Here is a 16,814-nt window from a genome sequence, read left to right as displayed (position 1 = left end):
TGCAACCCCTGGTTAAATTCTGTATGATTCGCCGCCTTTGGTGCACATTTGTGGTATCAAAAGGCCTATACTATTAACTTCACGCGGTGTCTGGCGTTAGGGCTGGAAGAGCGGCGTGGCCTTTACTGAGGTTTCCCATGAAAAAAGGTATTCACCCAAATTACGCAGAAGTTACTGCAAACTGTTCTTGCGGTAACGTGATGACCATCCGTTCTACCGTTGGTCACGATCTGAACCTGGACGTGTGCGGCAAATGCCACCCGTTCTACACTGGCAAGCAGCGTGACGTTGCTACCGGTGGCCGTGTTGACCGCTTCAACAAGCGTTTCAGCATCCCGGGCGCTAAATAAGCATCCCGAGAAAAAGGCGCCGAAAGGCGCCTTTTTTGTATCTGCCCTTCTTGACGTTGCCTCTACATTATCAGAACGACAAATCAATAAAATCGGAACGACGTTTCTCTTTTGTGTTTTTTAATTTCTTAAATGCGTGTTTGCGCTTTTAGATATTGCCTATTTTGCCGCTTTTCGTTATCGGGTGGCAGAATTGAAAAGGTTTTTAACTCCCTCTCGTTAATATACTCCTGTCACTTTTCCACTGCATACATATTCTGGCTGCGTTTTTCATGGATCGGTTTTTCTTAGCTGGACACTGAAAGCCTGAGGTATTTTATTTTCAATTACTTCGAGAGGGATTTTTATGAAGTTATCACGTGCGTTAATATTGGTTCCGTTAATATCCTGCGCAGCCCATGCTGGCTACGTTGATTACCGCCATGAATATTATGATGATGGTCGAAACTACGATCGTGTGTATATGTCACACCGCTTTGAAAGCGGCTTTGGTGTGGCGGTCGAAGCTATCTCGCGGTCCGACGATGCGGAGGCGGATAAGCCTTATAATAACCTCGAAACTAACGGCACAGAGTACACCGCAAGCTATCAGTTTATCTGGAATCAGCTGATATGGCAGCCAGGCTTTGTGGTGGAAACTGATGAAAATCAGGCCATTTACAAACCTTATCTTCGCGTTCAGTACAACATCAATGACAGCTGGTGGACCGCTTTCCGCTATCGCTATGAGTATACTCGCCGTAACGCCGAGGGTCGCGATGACCGCAGCGTACAGCGCCCGGAAGCGTGGCTTGGATATAATGTCGAAAACTGGATGTTTGAAGTCAACGGAATTTATAAATTTGCCGAGGAAGAGAATTTATATAATAACACTAAGCGTGATTATGAATATAATTTCCGTGTCGCGTATAAGTTCGGTCAATGGGTTCCATTTATTGAAGTCGGTAATGTTTCATCCGGGTATAACACGGCCACCACTGACGATCGTCAAACGCGTTATCGTACCGGTATTGGATATAATTTCTAAACGCTCAGGTAATATTCATCATTGCAGGATATGATTTCCTGAATAATTGGCTAAATTGAAATGGGCAGGAAACATCCTGCCCATTTATTTGTCAGTATTCCCACGTATCCGGGTCAATCCCCAGTTCACGCATAATAATCTTCGCTTCTTCCGGGATCTCATCACTGCGTTCTTTACGCAGATCTTCATCGTTCGGCAGCGGTTGACCGGTAAATGCATGCAGGAACGCTTCACACAACAGTTCGCTGTTGGTGGCATGGCGCAGGTTGTTCACCTGGCGACGGGTGCGTTCATCGGTGAGGATCTTCAGCACCTTCAGAGGAATGGACACCGTAATTTTTTTGACCTGCTCACTCTTCTTACCGTGCTCAGCGTAGGGGCTGATATATTCGCCGCTCCATTCAGCCATGAGACTCTCATCCTCTAATCATTAATAAAAGGCCAGGGCGCGCTGCCCAAACCATAATCCTGCACAGTTTACCCCAGAGGTGTGACCATGACACCAGCAAAGCCTCTGTGTATGTGCGCTAATGCATATAATTTTAACGGCTATTTCCCGATTGCTCAATCTATACGCAAAGAAGTTTAGATGTCCAGATGTATTGACGTCTATTGTGGCAGTGGTTACTCTGAAGCCTGACTTTTCACCGATGAAGCCAGGAACGATTCACCATGACGCGTAAACAAGCCACTATCGCAGTGCGTAGCGGGTTAAATGATGACGAGCAATATGGCTGCGTTGTCCCCCCGATTCACCTCTCCAGTACCTATAACTTCACCGGATTTAACGAACCACGCGCCCACGATTATTCTCGTCGCGGCAACCCGACGCGTGACGTCGTACAGCGTGCGCTGGCGGAACTGGAAGGCGGCGCGGGTGCCGTTCTGACCAATACCGGCATGTCGGCCATCCATCTGGTGACCACTGTTTTCCTGAAGCCAGGCGATCTGCTGGTGGCCCCGCATGACTGCTACGGCGGCAGCTATCGTTTGTTCGATAGCCTGGCGAAACGCGGCTGTTATCGCGTGCTGTTTGTCGATCAGAATGATGAGCAGGCGCTCAAAGCGGCACTGGCGGAAAAACCGAAGCTGGTGTTAGTGGAAAGCCCAAGCAACCCGTTGCTGCGGGTGGTGGATATTGCGAAAATCTGTGAGCTGGCGCGGGCCGCTGGCGCGGTGAGCGTCGTCGATAACACCTTCCTCAGCCCGGCATTGCAAAATCCGCTGGCGCTCGGCGCGGATCTGGTGCTGCACTCCTGTACCAAATACCTCAACGGACACTCCGATGTGGTGGCGGGGGTGGTGATTGCCAAAGATCCTGACACCCTGACCGAGTTGGCCTGGTGGGCGAACAACATCGGCGTCACCGGCAGCGCGTTTGACAGCTACCTGCTGCTGCGCGGTCTGCGTACGCTTTCGCCGCGTATGGAAGTGGCGCAGCGCAATGCGACGGCAATTGTTGAGTTCCTGAAGCAGCAACCGCGGGTGAAAAAGCTGTATCATCCTTCTCTGCCGGAAAACCAGGGCCACGAAATTGCCGCTCGTCAGCAGAAAGGGTTTGGCGCGATGCTCAGTTTTGAACTGGATGGCGATGAAAATACGCTGCGTCGATTCCTGGGCGGGCTGTCGTTGTTCACGCTGGCTGAGTCCCTGGGCGGGGTGGAAAGTCTGATTTCCCACTCGGCGACCATGACACACGCGGGCATGGCGCCAGAAGCGCGCGCGGCGGCGGGCATCTCTGAAACGCTGCTGCGTATTTCGACCGGTATAGAAGACAGTGAAGATTTAATTGCCGACCTGGAAAATGGGTTCCGGGCAGCAAACGAGGGGTAAACATGAGTGTGATAGCGCAGGCAGGGACGAAGAGTCGTCAACTGCATAAGTTTGGTGGCAGTAGTCTGGCGGATGTGAAATGTTACCTGCGCGTGGCAGGTATTATGGCTGAGCACTCGCAGCCAGACGACATGATGGTCGTTTCCGCCGCCGGTAGCACCACCAACCAGCTGATCAGCTGGCTGAAACTTAGCCAGACTGACAGGCTCTCTGCGCATCAGGTTCAGCAGGCGCTGCGCCGTTATCAGATTGAATTGATGACCGGCCTGCTCTCTGCAGAGGTGGCCGACCGCATGATCGCCGAATTTATTCACGATCTTGAACGTCTGGCCGCGCTCCTCGACGGCGGTATCAACGACGCGGTGTATGCCGAAGTGGTGGGCCACGGTGAAGTGTGGTCCGCACGTTTGATGGCAGCCGTATTGCAACAACAAGGTCTGGATGCCGCCTGGCTCGACGCCCGTGCGTTTTTGCGCGCAGAGCGTGCGGCCCAGCCGCAGGTCGATGAAGGCCTCTCTTTTCCGCTGCTGCAGCAACTGCTGGCGCAGCATCCCAACAAACGCTTGGTGGTGACCGGATTTATCAGCCGCGATAACGCGGGCCATACGGTGCTGCTGGGCCGTAACGGCTCTGACTATTCCGCCACCCAAATTGGTGCGCTGGCCGGGGTGTCCCGCGTGACCATCTGGAGCGATGTGGCAGGCGTCTACAGCGCCGATCCGCGCAAGGTCAAAGATGCGTGTCTGCTGCCGCTGCTGCGTCTGGACGAAGCCAGCGAGCTGGCCCGTCTGGCGGCACCGGTGCTGCACGCCCGTACGCTACAGCCGGTGTCCGGCAGCGATATCGATTTACAGCTGCGCTGCAGCTACACCCCCGATCAAGGCTCAACACGCATTGAGCGTGTGCTGGCCTCCGGGACCGGGGCGCGCATCGTCACCAGCCATGACGACGTGTGCCTGATTGAGTTCCAGGTGCCGACCAGCCAGGACTTTAAGCTGGCGCACAAAGAAATCGATCTGGTTCTCAAGCGTACGCAGGTGCGACCGCTGGCCGTCGGGGTGCATACCGACCGCCATCTGCTGCAATTCTGCTACACCGCAGAAGTGGCCGATAGCGCGCTGAAACTGTTGGATGAAGCGGGCCTGCCGGGCGAACTGCGGCTGCGTCAGGGCCTGGCGCTGATTGCGATGGTCGGCGCAGGTGTCACCCGTAACCCGCTGCATTGCCACCGGTTCTGGCAGCAGTTGAAAGGCCAGCCAGTCGAATTTACCTGGCAGTCTGAAGAAGGCATCAGCCTGGTGGCGGTGTTGCGTACCGGCCCAACGGAAAGCCTGATCCAGGGGCTGCATCAGTCTCTGTTCCGCGCGGAAAAACGCATCGGCCTGGTGCTGTTTGGCAAAGGCAATATCGGTTCGCGCTGGTTGGAGCTGTTCGCCCGCGAGCAAAGCACGCTTTCGGCTCGCACCGGGTTTGAATTTGTGTTGGCGGGCGTGGTAGATAGCCGCCGCAGCCTACTGAATTACGAAGGGCTGGATGCCAGCCGGGCGTTAGCCTTCTTTAACGATGAAGCGGTCGAGCAGGACGAAGAGTCGCTGTTCCTGTGGATGCGTGCGCACCCATACGATGATTTAGTGGTGCTCGATGTGACCGCCAGCAGCCAGCTCGCCGAGCAGTATCTGGATTTCGCCAGCCACGGTTTCCACGTGATCAGCGCCAACAAACTGGCCGGGGCCAGCACCAGCGACAAATACCGTCAGATTCATGACGCGTTTGAGAAAACGGGCCGTCACTGGCTGTACAACGCCACCGTCGGGGCGGGTCTGCCGGTGAACTTCACCGTACGCGATCTGCGTGACAGCGGTGATTCCATTCTGGCGATCAGCGGTATTTTCTCCGGCACCCTGTCATGGCTATTTCTACAGTTTGATGGCACGGTGCCGTTTACCGAGCTGGTGGATCAGGCATGGCAGCAGGGCCTGACTGAACCCGACCCGCGCGTCGACCTGTCCGGGAAAGACGTGATGCGCAAGCTGGTGATCCTCGCCCGTGAAGCGGGATACGACATCGAGCCTGACCAGGTGCGTGTGGAATCGCTGGTCCCATCGCACTGCGAGGAAGGGTCTATCGATCACTTCTTTGAAAACGGTGAAGATCTGAATGAACAGATGATTCAGCGTCTTGAAGCCGCGCGTGAAATGGGCCTGGTTCTGAGGTACGTGGCGCGTTTCGATGCCAACGGCAAAGCCCGCGTCGGTGTGGAAGCAGTACGTCCTGAGCACCCGCTGGCGGCGCTGCTGCCCTGCGATAACGTCTTTGCTATCGAAAGCCGTTGGTATCGCGATAACCCGCTGGTGATCCGTGGCCCGGGGGCCGGTCGCGACGTGACCGCCGGGGCCATTCAATCCGACATCAACCGTCTGGCTCAGCTGCTGTAGCCGTAAACTGCCTTCTCCTTGGGAGAGGGCAGTCGTCTTCCCCTCCCGATCATGAATTATTTTCACCCTCGCTGAACAATCCTCACCCCTTCTGCATTATTTTTAGTTGACGGCACTCCGCTTTTCAGTCATTTTTGACTTCTGGACGTCTAAACGTATAGATGCCTCATAACACAACATATAACGACAAGCGATTGAAGAGGTAAGGTATGAGCTTTTTTCACGCCAACCAGCGGGAAGCCCTGAATCAGAGCCTGGCAGAAGTACAAGGCCAGATTAATGTTTCCTTTGAGTTTTTCCCGCCGCGCACCAGTGAAATGGAGCAGACCCTGTGGGCCTCTATCGATCGCCTGAGCAGCCTGAAGCCGAAATTCGTTTCCGTGACCTACGGGGCCAACTCCGGCGAGCGTGACCGTACGCACAGCATTATCAAAGGCATCAAAGACCGCACCGGGCTGGAAGCCGCGCCGCACTTAACCTGTATTGACGCGACCCGCGACGAACTGCGCACTATCGCCCAGGACTACTGGAACAACGGCATTCGTCACATCGTCGCGCTGCGCGGTGACCTGCCGCCGGGGAGCGGTAAACCAGATATGTATGCGGCGGATTTAGTCGGCCTGCTGAAAGACGTCGGCGATTTTGATATTTCAGTGGCGGCGTATCCGGAAGTCCATCCGGAAGCGAAAAGCGCGCAGGCTGATTTGCTCAACCTGAAACGCAAAGTCGACGCCGGGGCCAATCGGGCGATCACCCAGTTTTTCTTCGATGTGGAAAGCTACCTGCGTTTTCGCGATCGCTGCGCATCGACCGGTATCGACGTGGAAATTATTCCAGGCATTCTGCCGGTGTCTAACTTCAAACAGGCGAAGAAGTTTGCCGACATGACTAACGTGCGCATCCCAACCTGGATGGCCAAAATGTTTGAGGGGCTGGATGACGACGCGGAAACCCGCAAGCTGGTGGGGGCGAATATCGCGATGGACATGGTGAAAATCCTCAGCCGCGAAGGCGTGAAGGATTTCCACTTTTACACCCTGAACCGTGCGGAAATGAGCTACGCCATCTGCCATACCCTGGGCGTTCGCCCGGGGCTGTAAAAAAGAGGCCCTCAGATGAGGGCCTCTTGCTTTCGTTCCCCTCATTCTTTTCCCTTCATAATTCATGGTCATTGTCGAAAATTTACGAACGCATCGACATTTCTACGCCTGACTTTTGTTATGTTGCTTTTGACCAGAAGGAAACAACTATCAAATCTGTAGATTTTTTCATCTATAACTTATCTACAGAGCTGTATATCTTGGTTTGAAATCAATGAAGGGAGCAGGAAGATGAGCACCAACGAAAACGATCACAATACGTTGTCAGCAGGGAAGTGCCCGTTTCATCAGGGCGGACATGATGAAAGTGCCGGAGCAGGGACCAGTACCCGAGACTGGTGGCCAAAACAACTCCGAGTAGACCTCCTCAATCAGCACTCCAATCGCTCGAACCCGCTGGGCGAAGATTTTGATTATCGCAAAGAATTCAGCAAATTAGATTACACCGCTCTGAAAGGTGACCTCAAAGCGCTCTTAACCGATTCACAACCCTGGTGGCCCGCAGACTGGGGCAGCTACGTGGGGCTGTTTATCCGTATGGCCTGGCACGGTGCGGGTACGTATCGTGCTGTTGACGGGCGGGGCGGTGCGGGTCGTGGTCAGCAGCGTTTTGCACCGCTTAACTCCTGGCCGGATAACGTCAGTCTGGATAAAGCGCGTCGTCTGTTGTGGCCTATCAAGCAAAAATACGGCCAGAAAATCTCCTGGGCCGACCTGTTTATCCTTGCCGGTAACGTGGCGCTGGAAAACTCCGGCTTCCGTACCTTTGGTTTTGGTGCCGGGCGTGAAGATGTTTGGGAACCGGATCTCGACGTGAACTGGGGTGATGAAAAAGCCTGGCTGGAACATCGTGACCCGGAAGCGATCGCTAAACGTCCGCTCTCTGCCACTGAAATGGGCCTGATTTACGTTAACCCGGAAGGGCCAAACGCCAGCGGTGAACCCCTTTCTGCGGCAGCGGCTATTCGTGCCACCTTCAGCAATATGAGTATGAACGATGAAGAGACGGTGGCGCTGATTGCCGGGGGCCATACGCTGGGTAAAACCCACGGTGCGGCGGCCGCTACTCACGTCGGCGTCGATCCTGAAGCTGCCCCGATTGAATCGCAGGGGTTTGGATGGGCCAGCACGTATGGCAGCGGTGTGGGCGCGGATGCGATCACCTCCGGTCTGGAAGTGGTCTGGACGCAAACCCCGACCCAGTGGAGTAATTTCTTCTTCGAAAACTTGTTCAAATTTGAGTGGGTACAAACGCGCAGCCCGGCGGGTGCCATCCAGTTTGAAGCGGTTGATGCGCCGGAAATCATTCCCGATCCGTTCGACCCGTCGAAGAAACGTAAGCCAACCATGTTGGTAACCGATTTGACGCTGCGTTTTGATCCTGAATTCGAGAAAATCTCTCGTCGCTTCCTCAACGATCCGCAGGCGTTCAACGAAGCCTTTGCGCGTGCGTGGTACAAACTGACGCACCGGGATATGGGGCCAAAAGCGCGTTACATTGGCCCGGAAGTGCCAAAAGAAGACTTGATTTGGCAGGATCCGCTGCCCTATCCGTTCTTCCAACCGACGGCTGACGATATTGAAAGCCTGAAAGCAGAGATTGCGGCGTCAGGGCTGTCTGTCAGCGAATTGGTTTCGGTGGCATGGGCTTCCGCATCCACCTTCCGTGGGGGGGATAAGCGCGGCGGTGCCAACGGCGCACGTCTCGCGCTGGCTCCTCAGCGCGGATGGGATGTTAACGCCACGGCAGCGCGTGTTCTTCCTGTGCTGGAAGGCATTTATAAATCGACTCACAAAGCGTCGCTGGCCGATATTATCGTGCTAGCCGGTGTGGTGGGCGTTGAGCAAGCGGCAAAAGCCGCAGGCGTCAATATCACCGTGCCATTCGTGGCAGGCCGGGTGGATGCACGTCAGGATCAGACTGACATTGAAATGTTTAACCTGATGGAGCCTGTGGCAGACGGATTCCGTAACTACCGTGCGCGTCTGGATACGGCAACCACCGAGTCTCTGCTGATTGATAAAGCACAGCAGCTGACGCTGACCGCACCGGAACTGACCGTGCTGGTGGGGGGCCTGCGTGTGCTGGGTGCCAACTTTGATGGCAGCAAACACGGAGTGTTCACCGAGCGTGAAGGTGTCCTCAGCAACGATTTCTTCGTCAATCTGTTGGATATGAGTAACGAATGGAAAGCGGCGGATACCTCTAACGAGCTGTTCGAAGGCCGTTGCCGTCAGAGCGGTGAAGTGAAATTCACTGCAACCCGTTCGGATCTGGTGTTTGGCTCCAACGCCGTGCTGCGTGCGCTGGCTGAAGTGTATGCCTGTAGCGATGCCAAAGAGAAGTTTGTGAAGGACTTTGTGGCAGCGTGGGTGAAAGTGATGAATCTGGATCGCTTCGACCTGCTGTAAAACTGAGTTGTGATAAAAAAATCCCCGCTTTTTTAGCGGGGATTTTTTATGCGTGGATCCAAAAAATTAGCCCGTGTTACGCATACCCGCCGCAACCCCGGCGATGGTCACCATCAGCGCTTGTTCTACACGCGGGTCCGGTTCTTTGCCTTCTTCTTCTGCCAGACGTGAGCGGTGCAGCAGCTCAGCCTGTAGAACGTTCAGCGGGTCGGTGTAGATGTTACGCAGCTGAATGGACTCGGCAATCCACGGCAGGTCTGCCATCAGATGTGAATCGTTGGCGATGTCCAGCACCACTTTGATGTCGGCTTCCAGCAGCTTGCGCAGCTCGGCGCCCAGCGGCCACAGCTCTTTCTTCACCAGACGCTGATCGTAATATTCCGCCAGCCACAGGTCAGCTTTAGCGAACACCATTTCCAGCATTCCGAGGCGAGTTGAGAAGAACGGCCAGTCGCGACACATGGTTTCCAGTTCGCTCTGTTTGCCATCTTCCACCACTTTTTGCAGCGCCGCACCGGCCCCGAGCCAGGCTGGCAGCATCAGACGGTTTTGGGTCCAGGCGAAAATCCACGGGATAGCACGCAGGGATTCCACGCCGCCGGTCGGACGACGTTTTGCCGGACGTGAACCCAGCGGCAGTTTGCCGAGTTCCTGTTCCGGGGTTGCGGAGCGGAAGTACGGCACGAAATCTTTGTTTTCGCGCACATAGCCGCGATACATGTCGCAGGAGATATCCGACAGCTCGGCCATGATGTGACGCCATTCGGCTTTTGGCTCCGGCGGTGGCAGCAGGTTCGCTTCGAGAATAGCGCTGGTGTACAGCGACAGGCTGCTGATAGTCACTTCTGGCAGGCCGTACTTGAAGCGGATCATCTCGCCCTGTTCGGTCACACGTAGACCACCTTTCAGGCTACCCGGCGGTTGAGAGAGCAGCGCCGCATGAGCTGGCGCACCGCCACGCCCGATAGAGCCACCGCGACCGTGGAACAGCGTCAGTTCAATGCCCGCTTTTTCACAGGTTTTGATCAACGCGTCCTGCGCCTGGTACTGCGCCCAGGAGGCGGCCATCACGCCCGCATCTTTTGCGGAGTCGGAATACCCAATCATTACCATCTGCTTGCCCTGGATGAAGCCGCGATACCAGTCGATATTCAGCAGCTGCGTCATCACATCGTTGGCATTGTTCAGGTCATCAAGGGTTTCAAACAGCGGTGCAACCGGCAGGGCAAAACCGATGCCCGCTTCTTTCAGCAACAAATGCACGGCCAGCACGTCGGACGGCGTTTTTGCCATTGAAATCACGTAGGCGGCAACCGAACCTTTCGGTGCTTCGGCGATCACTTTGCAGGTGTCGAGCACTTCGCGGGTTTCTTCGCTCGGCTCCCATTGGCGTGGCAGCAGCGGGCGTTTGGAATTCAGTTCGCGGATCAGGAACGCCTGTTTGTCGGCTTCTGACCAGCTCTCGTAGTCGCCAATGCCGAGGTAGCGGGTCAGTTCGCCCAGCGCTTCGGTATGACGGGTGCTTTCCTGACGCACGTCGATGCGCACCAGCGGCACACCAAAGCACTTCACACGACGCAGGGTATCGAGCAGTTCGCCGTTGGCAATAATGCCCATTCCGCAGGCCTGCAGAGATTTGTAGCAGGCGTACAGCGGTTCCCAAAGCTGTTCGTTTTGCGTCAGCAGGCCCGCCGGTTTCGGCAGTTTTTCGCCTTTCAGGCGCGCTTCGAGCCACGCCTGCGTCGCCATCAACTGGCTGCGCAGGGTTTTCAGCAGATAACGATACGGTTCTGCGGCACCCGCTTCGCCGACGTATTCACGCAGTTCGTCGGTGCATTCCACCATCGACAGCTCGGAAATTAGCAGCTGTACGTCTTTCAGGAACAGGTCAGTCGCTTTCCAGCGGCCCAGCAGCAGAACGGTGCGGGTAATGTCGGAGGTCACGTTCGGGTTACCGTCGCGGTCACCGCCCATCCAGGAGGTGAAGCGGACCGGGACGAAATCGACAGGCAGCTGATAGCCCAGGTTATCTTCCAGCTGTTCGTTCAGCTCGCGCAGATAGTTCGGCACGCCTTCCCACAGGCTATTTTCGACCACTGCGAAGCCCCATTTGGCTTCATCCACCGGGCTTGGACGATGCTTACGGATTTCATCCGTATGCCAGGACTGGGCAATCAGCTGGCGCAGACGGCGCATCAGCTGGTGCTGTTCGTAGTCGGCGATATCTTTGTTATCCAGCTGCTTAAGGCAACTGTTCACTTCTACCATTTTATGGATCAGCGTCCGACGGGTAATTTCCGTTGGGTGAGCGGTCAGCACCAGTTCCAGCGACAGATTTTCCACCGCTTTTTTAATGGTCGCTTCGTTCAGGTTGGGCTGTTCTTTGAGTTTGCGCAGAGTGCGGGCAATGACTTCCGGATTGCTGGCCGCTTCGCCTTTTGGCGAAATGCTGTGATATTGCTCGGCGGTATTCGCCAGATTCAGGAACTGGCTAAACGCACGGGCCACCGGCAACAGCTCGTCGTTAGACAGATTTTGTAACGTGGTGAGCAACTCCTGGCGGTTGGCTTCATTGCCCGCGCGCGAGGATTTTGACAACTTACGAATGGTTTCAACGCGATCAAGAATGTTCTCGCCAAGGGCGTCTTTAATCGTTTCCCCTAGCACCTTACCGAGCATACTGACATTACTACGCAAAGCGGAATATTGTTCGTTCATTACCCCAGACACCCCATCTCATTTATGTATGTCCCTGGATTTCGCACAACCGTGATGAGACCGCTGACGGCGATACAAAATCGTTCGGACATGGTATTCGGTATTTTCTCGTCTTCACTTTATAAAGCCACGTAAAAACCCCCACGTCAATTGTTGCGAAATCGCTTCAGCAAACGAAAAAATGGCGGAAATTTGCCAAATTAAACTCAGCGGCAGTGAGATAAGCGCTACTTATGGAAATGTGAGGAAGATCACCCTCTCAGGCAGAGAGGGTGGCGGCAGAATTAATGCCAGCAAAAGTGATGGACGACCTGGGTAATTAACTCGCGTGTTGGCTTAATAAAGCGCGTTTCGAGGTATTCGTCTGGCTGGTGCGCCTGGTTAATCGAACCCGGGCCGAGCACCAGGGTTGGACACAGGGTCTGAATGTAGGGCGCTTCGGTGCAGTAGTTCACCACCTCGGTTTTTGTGCCGAGCAGTTTTTCTACCACCTGCACCAGCTGATGGTCCGGCGGACAGGCATAGCCGGGGATCGGCGGATGCAGGTCAGACACCGTCAGGCGGCCCGGCCATCTTTCGCTGATCGGGGCCAGGGCTTCGGTGAGCAGGCCGTTGAGATCGTCCAGCGTCATGCCCGGCAGCGGGCGGATATCCATGTGCAGTTCGCAGCAGGCGCAAATTCGGTTGGAGGCATCCCCGCCGTGAATGGCACCCAAATTGAGAGTGGGGTAAGGGACGGCGAAAGAATCGTAGTGATAACGTTCTTTCAGCGAATCGCGCAGCTGCATGATGCGCCCAATAGCATCGTGCATCAGCTCAATGGCGTTAACACCGCGATCCGGGTCACTGGAGTGCCCGGATTGGCCGAGCACGCGAATGGCGTTGGAAATGTGGCCTTTGTGCGCGCGTACCGGTTGCAACGACGTCGGTTCGCCGATGATGGCGCAGTCCGGGCGCAGCGAGGTGGATTCAGAGAAATAACGTGCTCCGGCCATGCTGGTTTCTTCATCGGCGGTGGCCAGAATATAGAGCGGCTTTTTCAACTGGGTGACGTCTACATCGCGCAGGGCATCAAGAATAAAGGCGAAGAAGCCTTTCATATCAGCGGTGCCGAGACCGTACAGCTTGTTGTCGTGTTCGGTCAGAGTGAAAGGATCCCGCGTCCAGCGACCATCATCAAACGGCACGGTATCGGTATGACCGGTTAACAGCAGCCCGCCTGCACCTTCTCCGATGCTGGCCAGCAGGTTGAATTTATGGCGAGTGCCCGGCACGGGCTCAATGGCCACTTTAAAGCCGAGAGTGGAGAACCAATCCGCCAGCAGATTGATTAAACCTTCATTACTCTGATCAAGAGATTCTTCGGTGGCGCTGATGGACGGTGTGGCTATCAATGCCCGATAAATCTCGATAAATGGCGGTAAATTGTTTTTCATTGTTGACACACCTTAGGTCGTGATAGTATCAATATTCATGCAGTAATAGTGAATAAAAATACATTATCGTTGAGCATAAAGGAACCCGATGTTGAATACGCTGATTATAGGCGCAAGCGGTTATGCAGGCGCTGAGCTGGTGAGTTACGTAAATCGTCATCCTCACATGAACATAACCGCTTTGACGGTCTCAGCGCAAAGCAATGATGCCGGAAAGTGTATTTCTGACCTGCACCCGCAGCTGAAAGGCATTGTCGATTTGCCCTTGCAGCCGATGTCCGACATTCGTGAATTTAGTGCGGGTGTGGACGTGGTGTTTCTCGCGACGGCGCATGAAGTGAGCCATGATTTGGTGCCGCAGTTCCTCGAGGCAGGCTGCGTGGTGTTTGATCTTTCTGGCGCGTTCCGCGTTAACGATGCTGATTTTTATCAGAAATACTACGGTTTCACTCACCAGCACCCGGAGCTGCTGGCGCAGGCCATTTACGGTCTGGCGGAGTGGAGCGGTGACCGCATTAAAGAAGCCAATTTGATTGCCGTGCCGGGTTGTTATCCGACGGCCGCTCAGCTATCGCTTAAACCATTGATCGACGCTGGGCTGTTAGATCTTTCTCAGTGGCCGGTGATCAACGCGACCAGCGGCGTGAGCGGGGCCGGGCGCAAGGCGGCGATATCCAATAGCTTCTGCGAAGTGAGCCTGCAACCGTATGGCGTATTCAATCACCGACATCATCCAGAAATCACCACCCATCTCGGCGCAGAGGTGATTTTTACCCCACATCTGGGTAACTTTAAACGTGGGATTCTGGAAACCATTACCTGTCGTCTGAAGCCGGGTGTGACTCGCGACCAGGTGGCAGATGTCTTTCATCAGGCCTATGCCAACAAACCGTTGGTGCGCCTATACGACACCGGCGTTCCGGCGCTGAAAAATGTGGTCGGTCTGCCGTTCTGCGACATTGGTTTTGCCGTTCAGGGTGAACACCTGATAGTGGTGGCCGCAGAAGATAACCTGCTGAAAGGTGCGGCGGCCCAGGCCGTGCAGTGCGCAAACATTCGTTTTGGCTTTGCCGAAACCCAGTCTCTTCTTTAATGGACACGTGATGATGAATCCTTTAATTATCAAACTCGGTGGTGTACTGCTGGACAGTGAAGAAGCGCTGGAGCGTCTGTTTGCCGCGCTGGTGAACTACCGGGCTGAGCATAAGCGCCCGTTGGTTATCGTTCATGGCGGTGGCTGCGTGGTCGATGAGCTGATGAAACAGCTCAATCTGCCGGTGCAGAAAAAGAACGGCCTGCGTGTGACGCCTGCCGATCAGATCGACATCATTACCGGCGCGCTGGCGGGTACCGCCAATAAAACGCTGCTGGCCTGGGCGAAGAAACACCATATTGCCTCCGTCGGCCTGTACCTCGGCGATGGCGATAGCGTGAAAGTGTCTCAGCTCGATGAAGAACTGGGCCACGTCGGTCTGGCGCAGCCTGGCTCGCCGAAGCTTATCCATACGCTGCTTGAAGGTGGTTTCCTGCCGGTAGTGAGCTCCATCGGGGTGACCGAAGAAGGTCAGTTGATGAACGTTAACGCAGACCAAGCGGCGACCGCGCTGGCGGCAACGCTCGGTGCAGATTTGATCCTCCTCTCCGACGTGAGCGGTATTCTGGATGGCAAAGGCCAGCGCATTGCCGAAATGACCGCCGCGAAGGCTGAACAGCTGATCGACCAGGGCATCATTACCGACGGCATGATTGTCAAAGTGAATGCGGCGCTGGATGCAGCGCGTACGCTGGGGCGTCCGGTAGATATTGCCTCCTGGCGTCATGCCGAACAGCTGCCGTCGCTGTTTAACGGTACGCCGATCGGCACGCGTATTCTGGCGTAAGATTCCATACCCGGCGGCGCGATGCTTGCCGGGGCTACACGGGTTTGGTTGGCCCGGTCACCGGGCAAAAATTTCATTATTAAGGAAGCATGTTATGGCACTTTGGGGCGGGCGTTTTACTCAGGCAGCGGATCAACGGTTCAAACAGTTCAATGACTCTTTGCGCTTTGACTATCGCCTGGCAGAGCAGGATATCATTGGCTCTGTGGCCTGGTCGAAAGCGCTGGTGACGGTTAACGTGTTGACCGCGGCTGAACAGCAGCAGCTTGAAGAAGCGCTGAACGTGCTGCTCGAAGAAGTGCGGGCTAATCCGCAGCAAATTCTTGAGAGCGATGCGGAAGACATTCATAGCTGGGTGGAAGGTAAGCTCATTGATAAGGTCGGTCAGCTGGGCAAGAAACTGCACACCGGTCGCAGCCGTAACGATCAGGTCGCTACCGATCTGAAGCTGTGGTGTAAAGACACCGTGACCGAGCTGCTGAGCGCTAACCGCCAACTGCAGGGCGCACTGGTTGAAACCGCGCAGCATAATCAGGATGCGGTCATGCCGGGCTATACCCACCTGCAACGTGCGCAGCCGGTGACTTTTGCCCATTGGTGTCTGGCGTATGTTGAAATGCTGGCGCGCGATGAAAGCCGTTTGCAGGATACCTTACGTCGTCTGGACGTGAGCCCGTTGGGCAGCGGCGCGCTGGCCGGTACCGCCTATGAAATCGACCGCGAACAGCTGGCGGGCTGGCTGGGCTTTGCCTCCGCGACCCGTAACAGCCTGGACAGCGTGTCCGACAGAGACCATGTGCTGGAGTTGCTGTCGAATGCCTCTATCGGCATGGTGCACCTGTCGCGTTTCGCCGAAGACCTGATTTTCTTTAACTCCGGTGAGGCGGGCTTCGTTGAGCTGTCTGACCGCGTGACGTCTGGCTCTTCCCTGATGCCACAGAAGAAAAACCCGGATGCGCTGGAGCTGATTCGTGGCAAATGTGGCCGGGTGCAGGGCGCATTGACCGGGATGATGATGACCCTGAAGGGCCTGCCGCTGGCGTACAACAAAGATATGCAGGAAGACAAAGAAGGGCTGTTCGATGCGCTCGACACCTGGCTCGATTGTCTGCATATGGCCACGCTGGTGCTGGACGGCATTCAGGTAAAACGTCCACGTTGTGAAGAAGCGGCGCAGCAGGGTTACGCCAACGCCACTGAACTGGCCGATTATCTGGTCGCCAAAGGCGTGCCGTTCCGTGAAGCGCACCATATCGTCGGTGAAGCGGTGGTGGAAGCCATTCGCCAGGGTAAACCGCTGGAAGCCCTTGCGCTTCCTGATTTGCAGAAGTTCAGCGCGGTGATTGGGGATGACGTTTATCCGATTCTATCGCTGCAATCCTGCCTCGATAAGCGTGCCGCTCAGGGCGGCGTGTCGCCGAAACAGGTGGCTCAGGCGATTCGCGATGCGAAGGAACGTTTGGGTTAAGTCCCTAAAATTGTCGGGCGGCGCTGCGCTTATCCGGCCTACAAAGATCAGCCCAACCGCACGTTGGGCTTTTTTATGGTTCATCGCGCCTTACCGGGGAACGCTGCTTTTATCTTCATAAAAAAGTAGTCGTTATCCCGGTATCCGTATGCCAT

The 16,814-nt window shown here is 55.3% G+C and carries 12 protein-coding genes; 9 read left to right on the top strand and 3 right to left on the bottom strand.

The features are described 5' to 3' along the window. Positions 1 to 137 precede the first annotated feature (137 nt). Both rpmE and ACG0Z5_RS22345 read left to right on the top strand, forming a co-directional pair. Positions 138 to 350: a 50S ribosomal protein L31 gene (gene rpmE, locus ACG0Z5_RS22350; protein ID WP_319629568.1), complete on the top strand. Its 213-nt coding sequence runs from the start codon at positions 138 to 140 to the stop codon at positions 348 to 350. A gap of 346 nt (positions 351 to 696) precedes the next feature. Next, positions 697 to 1,377 carry an oligogalacturonate-specific porin KdgM family protein gene (locus ACG0Z5_RS22345; RefSeq protein ID WP_394451295.1) on the top strand — a complete coding sequence of 227 codons (681 nt, stop codon included), beginning with the start codon at positions 697 to 699 and terminating at the stop codon, positions 1,375 to 1,377. A 91-nt stretch (positions 1,378 to 1,468) separates the two neighbouring features. On the opposite strand, the gene metJ is transcribed toward ACG0Z5_RS22345, so the two are convergent. Continuing rightward, positions 1,469 to 1,786, bottom strand: coding sequence for a met regulon transcriptional regulator MetJ (metJ, locus tag ACG0Z5_RS22340; RefSeq protein ID WP_012133855.1), 318 nt, complete (start codon positions 1,784 to 1,786; stop codon positions 1,469 to 1,471). 263 nt (positions 1,787 to 2,049) lie between these two features. Between metJ and metB the strand changes: the two genes are divergently transcribed. The 4 genes from metB (at position 2,050) to katG (ending at position 9,157) form a co-directional block, all read left to right on the top strand. Then, the gene (metB, locus tag ACG0Z5_RS22335; RefSeq protein WP_394451294.1) at positions 2,050 to 3,210 is read left to right on the top strand and encodes a cystathionine gamma-synthase; all 1,161 of its coding nucleotides are present in this window, start codon (positions 2,050 to 2,052) and stop codon (positions 3,208 to 3,210) included. 2 nt (positions 3,211 to 3,212) lie between these two features. Beyond that, positions 3,213 to 5,645 carry a bifunctional aspartate kinase/homoserine dehydrogenase II gene (locus ACG0Z5_RS22330; RefSeq protein WP_394451293.1) on the top strand — a complete coding sequence of 811 codons (2,433 nt, stop codon included), beginning with the start codon at positions 3,213 to 3,215 and terminating at the stop codon, positions 5,643 to 5,645. 209 nt (positions 5,646 to 5,854) lie between these two features. Next, on the top strand, positions 5,855 to 6,745 hold the full coding sequence (metF, locus tag ACG0Z5_RS22325) for a methylenetetrahydrofolate reductase (protein WP_394451292.1): 891 nt from the start codon (positions 5,855 to 5,857) through the stop codon (positions 6,743 to 6,745). 231 nt (positions 6,746 to 6,976) lie between these two features. Next, positions 6,977 to 9,157, top strand: coding sequence for a catalase/peroxidase HPI (gene katG, locus ACG0Z5_RS22320; protein WP_394451291.1), 2,181 nt, complete (start codon positions 6,977 to 6,979; stop codon positions 9,155 to 9,157). A gap of 66 nt (positions 9,158 to 9,223) precedes the next feature. On the opposite strand, the gene ppc is transcribed toward katG, so the two are convergent. After that, entirely contained in the window at positions 9,224 to 11,875 is a 2,652-nt protein-coding gene (gene ppc / locus ACG0Z5_RS22315) for a phosphoenolpyruvate carboxylase (RefSeq protein ID WP_394451290.1), read from the bottom strand. A 284-nt stretch (positions 11,876 to 12,159) separates the two neighbouring features. After that, complete coding sequence (gene argE / locus ACG0Z5_RS22310; RefSeq protein ID WP_319629561.1) at positions 12,160 to 13,311, bottom strand: acetylornithine deacetylase; 1,152 nt, start codon at positions 13,309 to 13,311, stop codon at positions 12,160 to 12,162. Positions 13,312 to 13,399: 88 nt separating this feature from the next. Here argE and argC point away from each other — a divergent pair, with 88 nt between their 5' ends. From argC to argH, 3 genes are all read left to right on the top strand, one after another. Further along, positions 13,400 to 14,404 carry an N-acetyl-gamma-glutamyl-phosphate reductase gene (argC, locus tag ACG0Z5_RS22305; protein WP_394451289.1) on the top strand — a complete coding sequence of 335 codons (1,005 nt, stop codon included), beginning with the start codon at positions 13,400 to 13,402 and terminating at the stop codon, positions 14,402 to 14,404. A gap of 10 nt (positions 14,405 to 14,414) precedes the next feature. Next, the gene (gene argB, locus ACG0Z5_RS22300; protein ID WP_394451288.1) at positions 14,415 to 15,191 is read left to right on the top strand and encodes an acetylglutamate kinase; all 777 of its coding nucleotides are present in this window, start codon (positions 14,415 to 14,417) and stop codon (positions 15,189 to 15,191) included. 94 nt (positions 15,192 to 15,285) lie between these two features. Continuing rightward, on the top strand, positions 15,286 to 16,659 hold the full coding sequence (gene argH, locus ACG0Z5_RS22295) for an argininosuccinate lyase (RefSeq protein WP_394451287.1): 1,374 nt from the start codon (positions 15,286 to 15,288) through the stop codon (positions 16,657 to 16,659). The last annotated feature ends 155 nt before the right edge of the window (positions 16,660 to 16,814 follow it).

The sequence above is a fragment of the Scandinavium sp. M-37 genome (assembly GCF_043558715.1).
GTDB classification, from domain to species: Bacteria; Pseudomonadota; Gammaproteobacteria; order Enterobacterales; family Enterobacteriaceae; genus Scandinavium; species Scandinavium vulneris_A.
This window is presented reverse-complemented; position numbering and strand designations above follow the sequence as displayed.

Coding starts and splice junctions, on each gene's coding strand:
- metF (WP_394451292.1), top strand. CDS start 5,855: ATGAGCTTTTTTCACGCCAACCAGCGGGAAGCCCTGAATCAGAGCCTG.
- argC (WP_394451289.1), top strand. CDS start 13,400: ATGTTGAATACGCTGATTATAGGCGCAAGCGGTTATGCAGGCGCTGAG.
- ppc (WP_394451290.1), bottom strand. CDS start 11,875: ATGAACGAACAATATTCCGCTTTGCGTAGTAATGTCAGTATGCTCGGT.
- rpmE (WP_319629568.1), top strand. CDS start 138: ATGAAAAAAGGTATTCACCCAAATTACGCAGAAGTTACTGCAAACTGT.
- metB (WP_394451294.1), top strand. CDS start 2,050: ATGACGCGTAAACAAGCCACTATCGCAGTGCGTAGCGGGTTAAATGAT.
- ACG0Z5_RS22330 (WP_394451293.1), top strand. CDS start 3,213: ATGAGTGTGATAGCGCAGGCAGGGACGAAGAGTCGTCAACTGCATAAG.
- argB (WP_394451288.1), top strand. CDS start 14,415: ATGATGAATCCTTTAATTATCAAACTCGGTGGTGTACTGCTGGACAGT.
- katG (WP_394451291.1), top strand. CDS start 6,977: ATGAGCACCAACGAAAACGATCACAATACGTTGTCAGCAGGGAAGTGC.
- argE (WP_319629561.1), bottom strand. CDS start 13,311: ATGAAAAACAATTTACCGCCATTTATCGAGATTTATCGGGCATTGATA.
- ACG0Z5_RS22345 (WP_394451295.1), top strand. CDS start 697: ATGAAGTTATCACGTGCGTTAATATTGGTTCCGTTAATATCCTGCGCA.
- metJ (WP_012133855.1), bottom strand. CDS start 1,786: ATGGCTGAATGGAGCGGCGAATATATCAGCCCCTACGCTGAGCACGGT.
- argH (WP_394451287.1), top strand. CDS start 15,286: ATGGCACTTTGGGGCGGGCGTTTTACTCAGGCAGCGGATCAACGGTTC.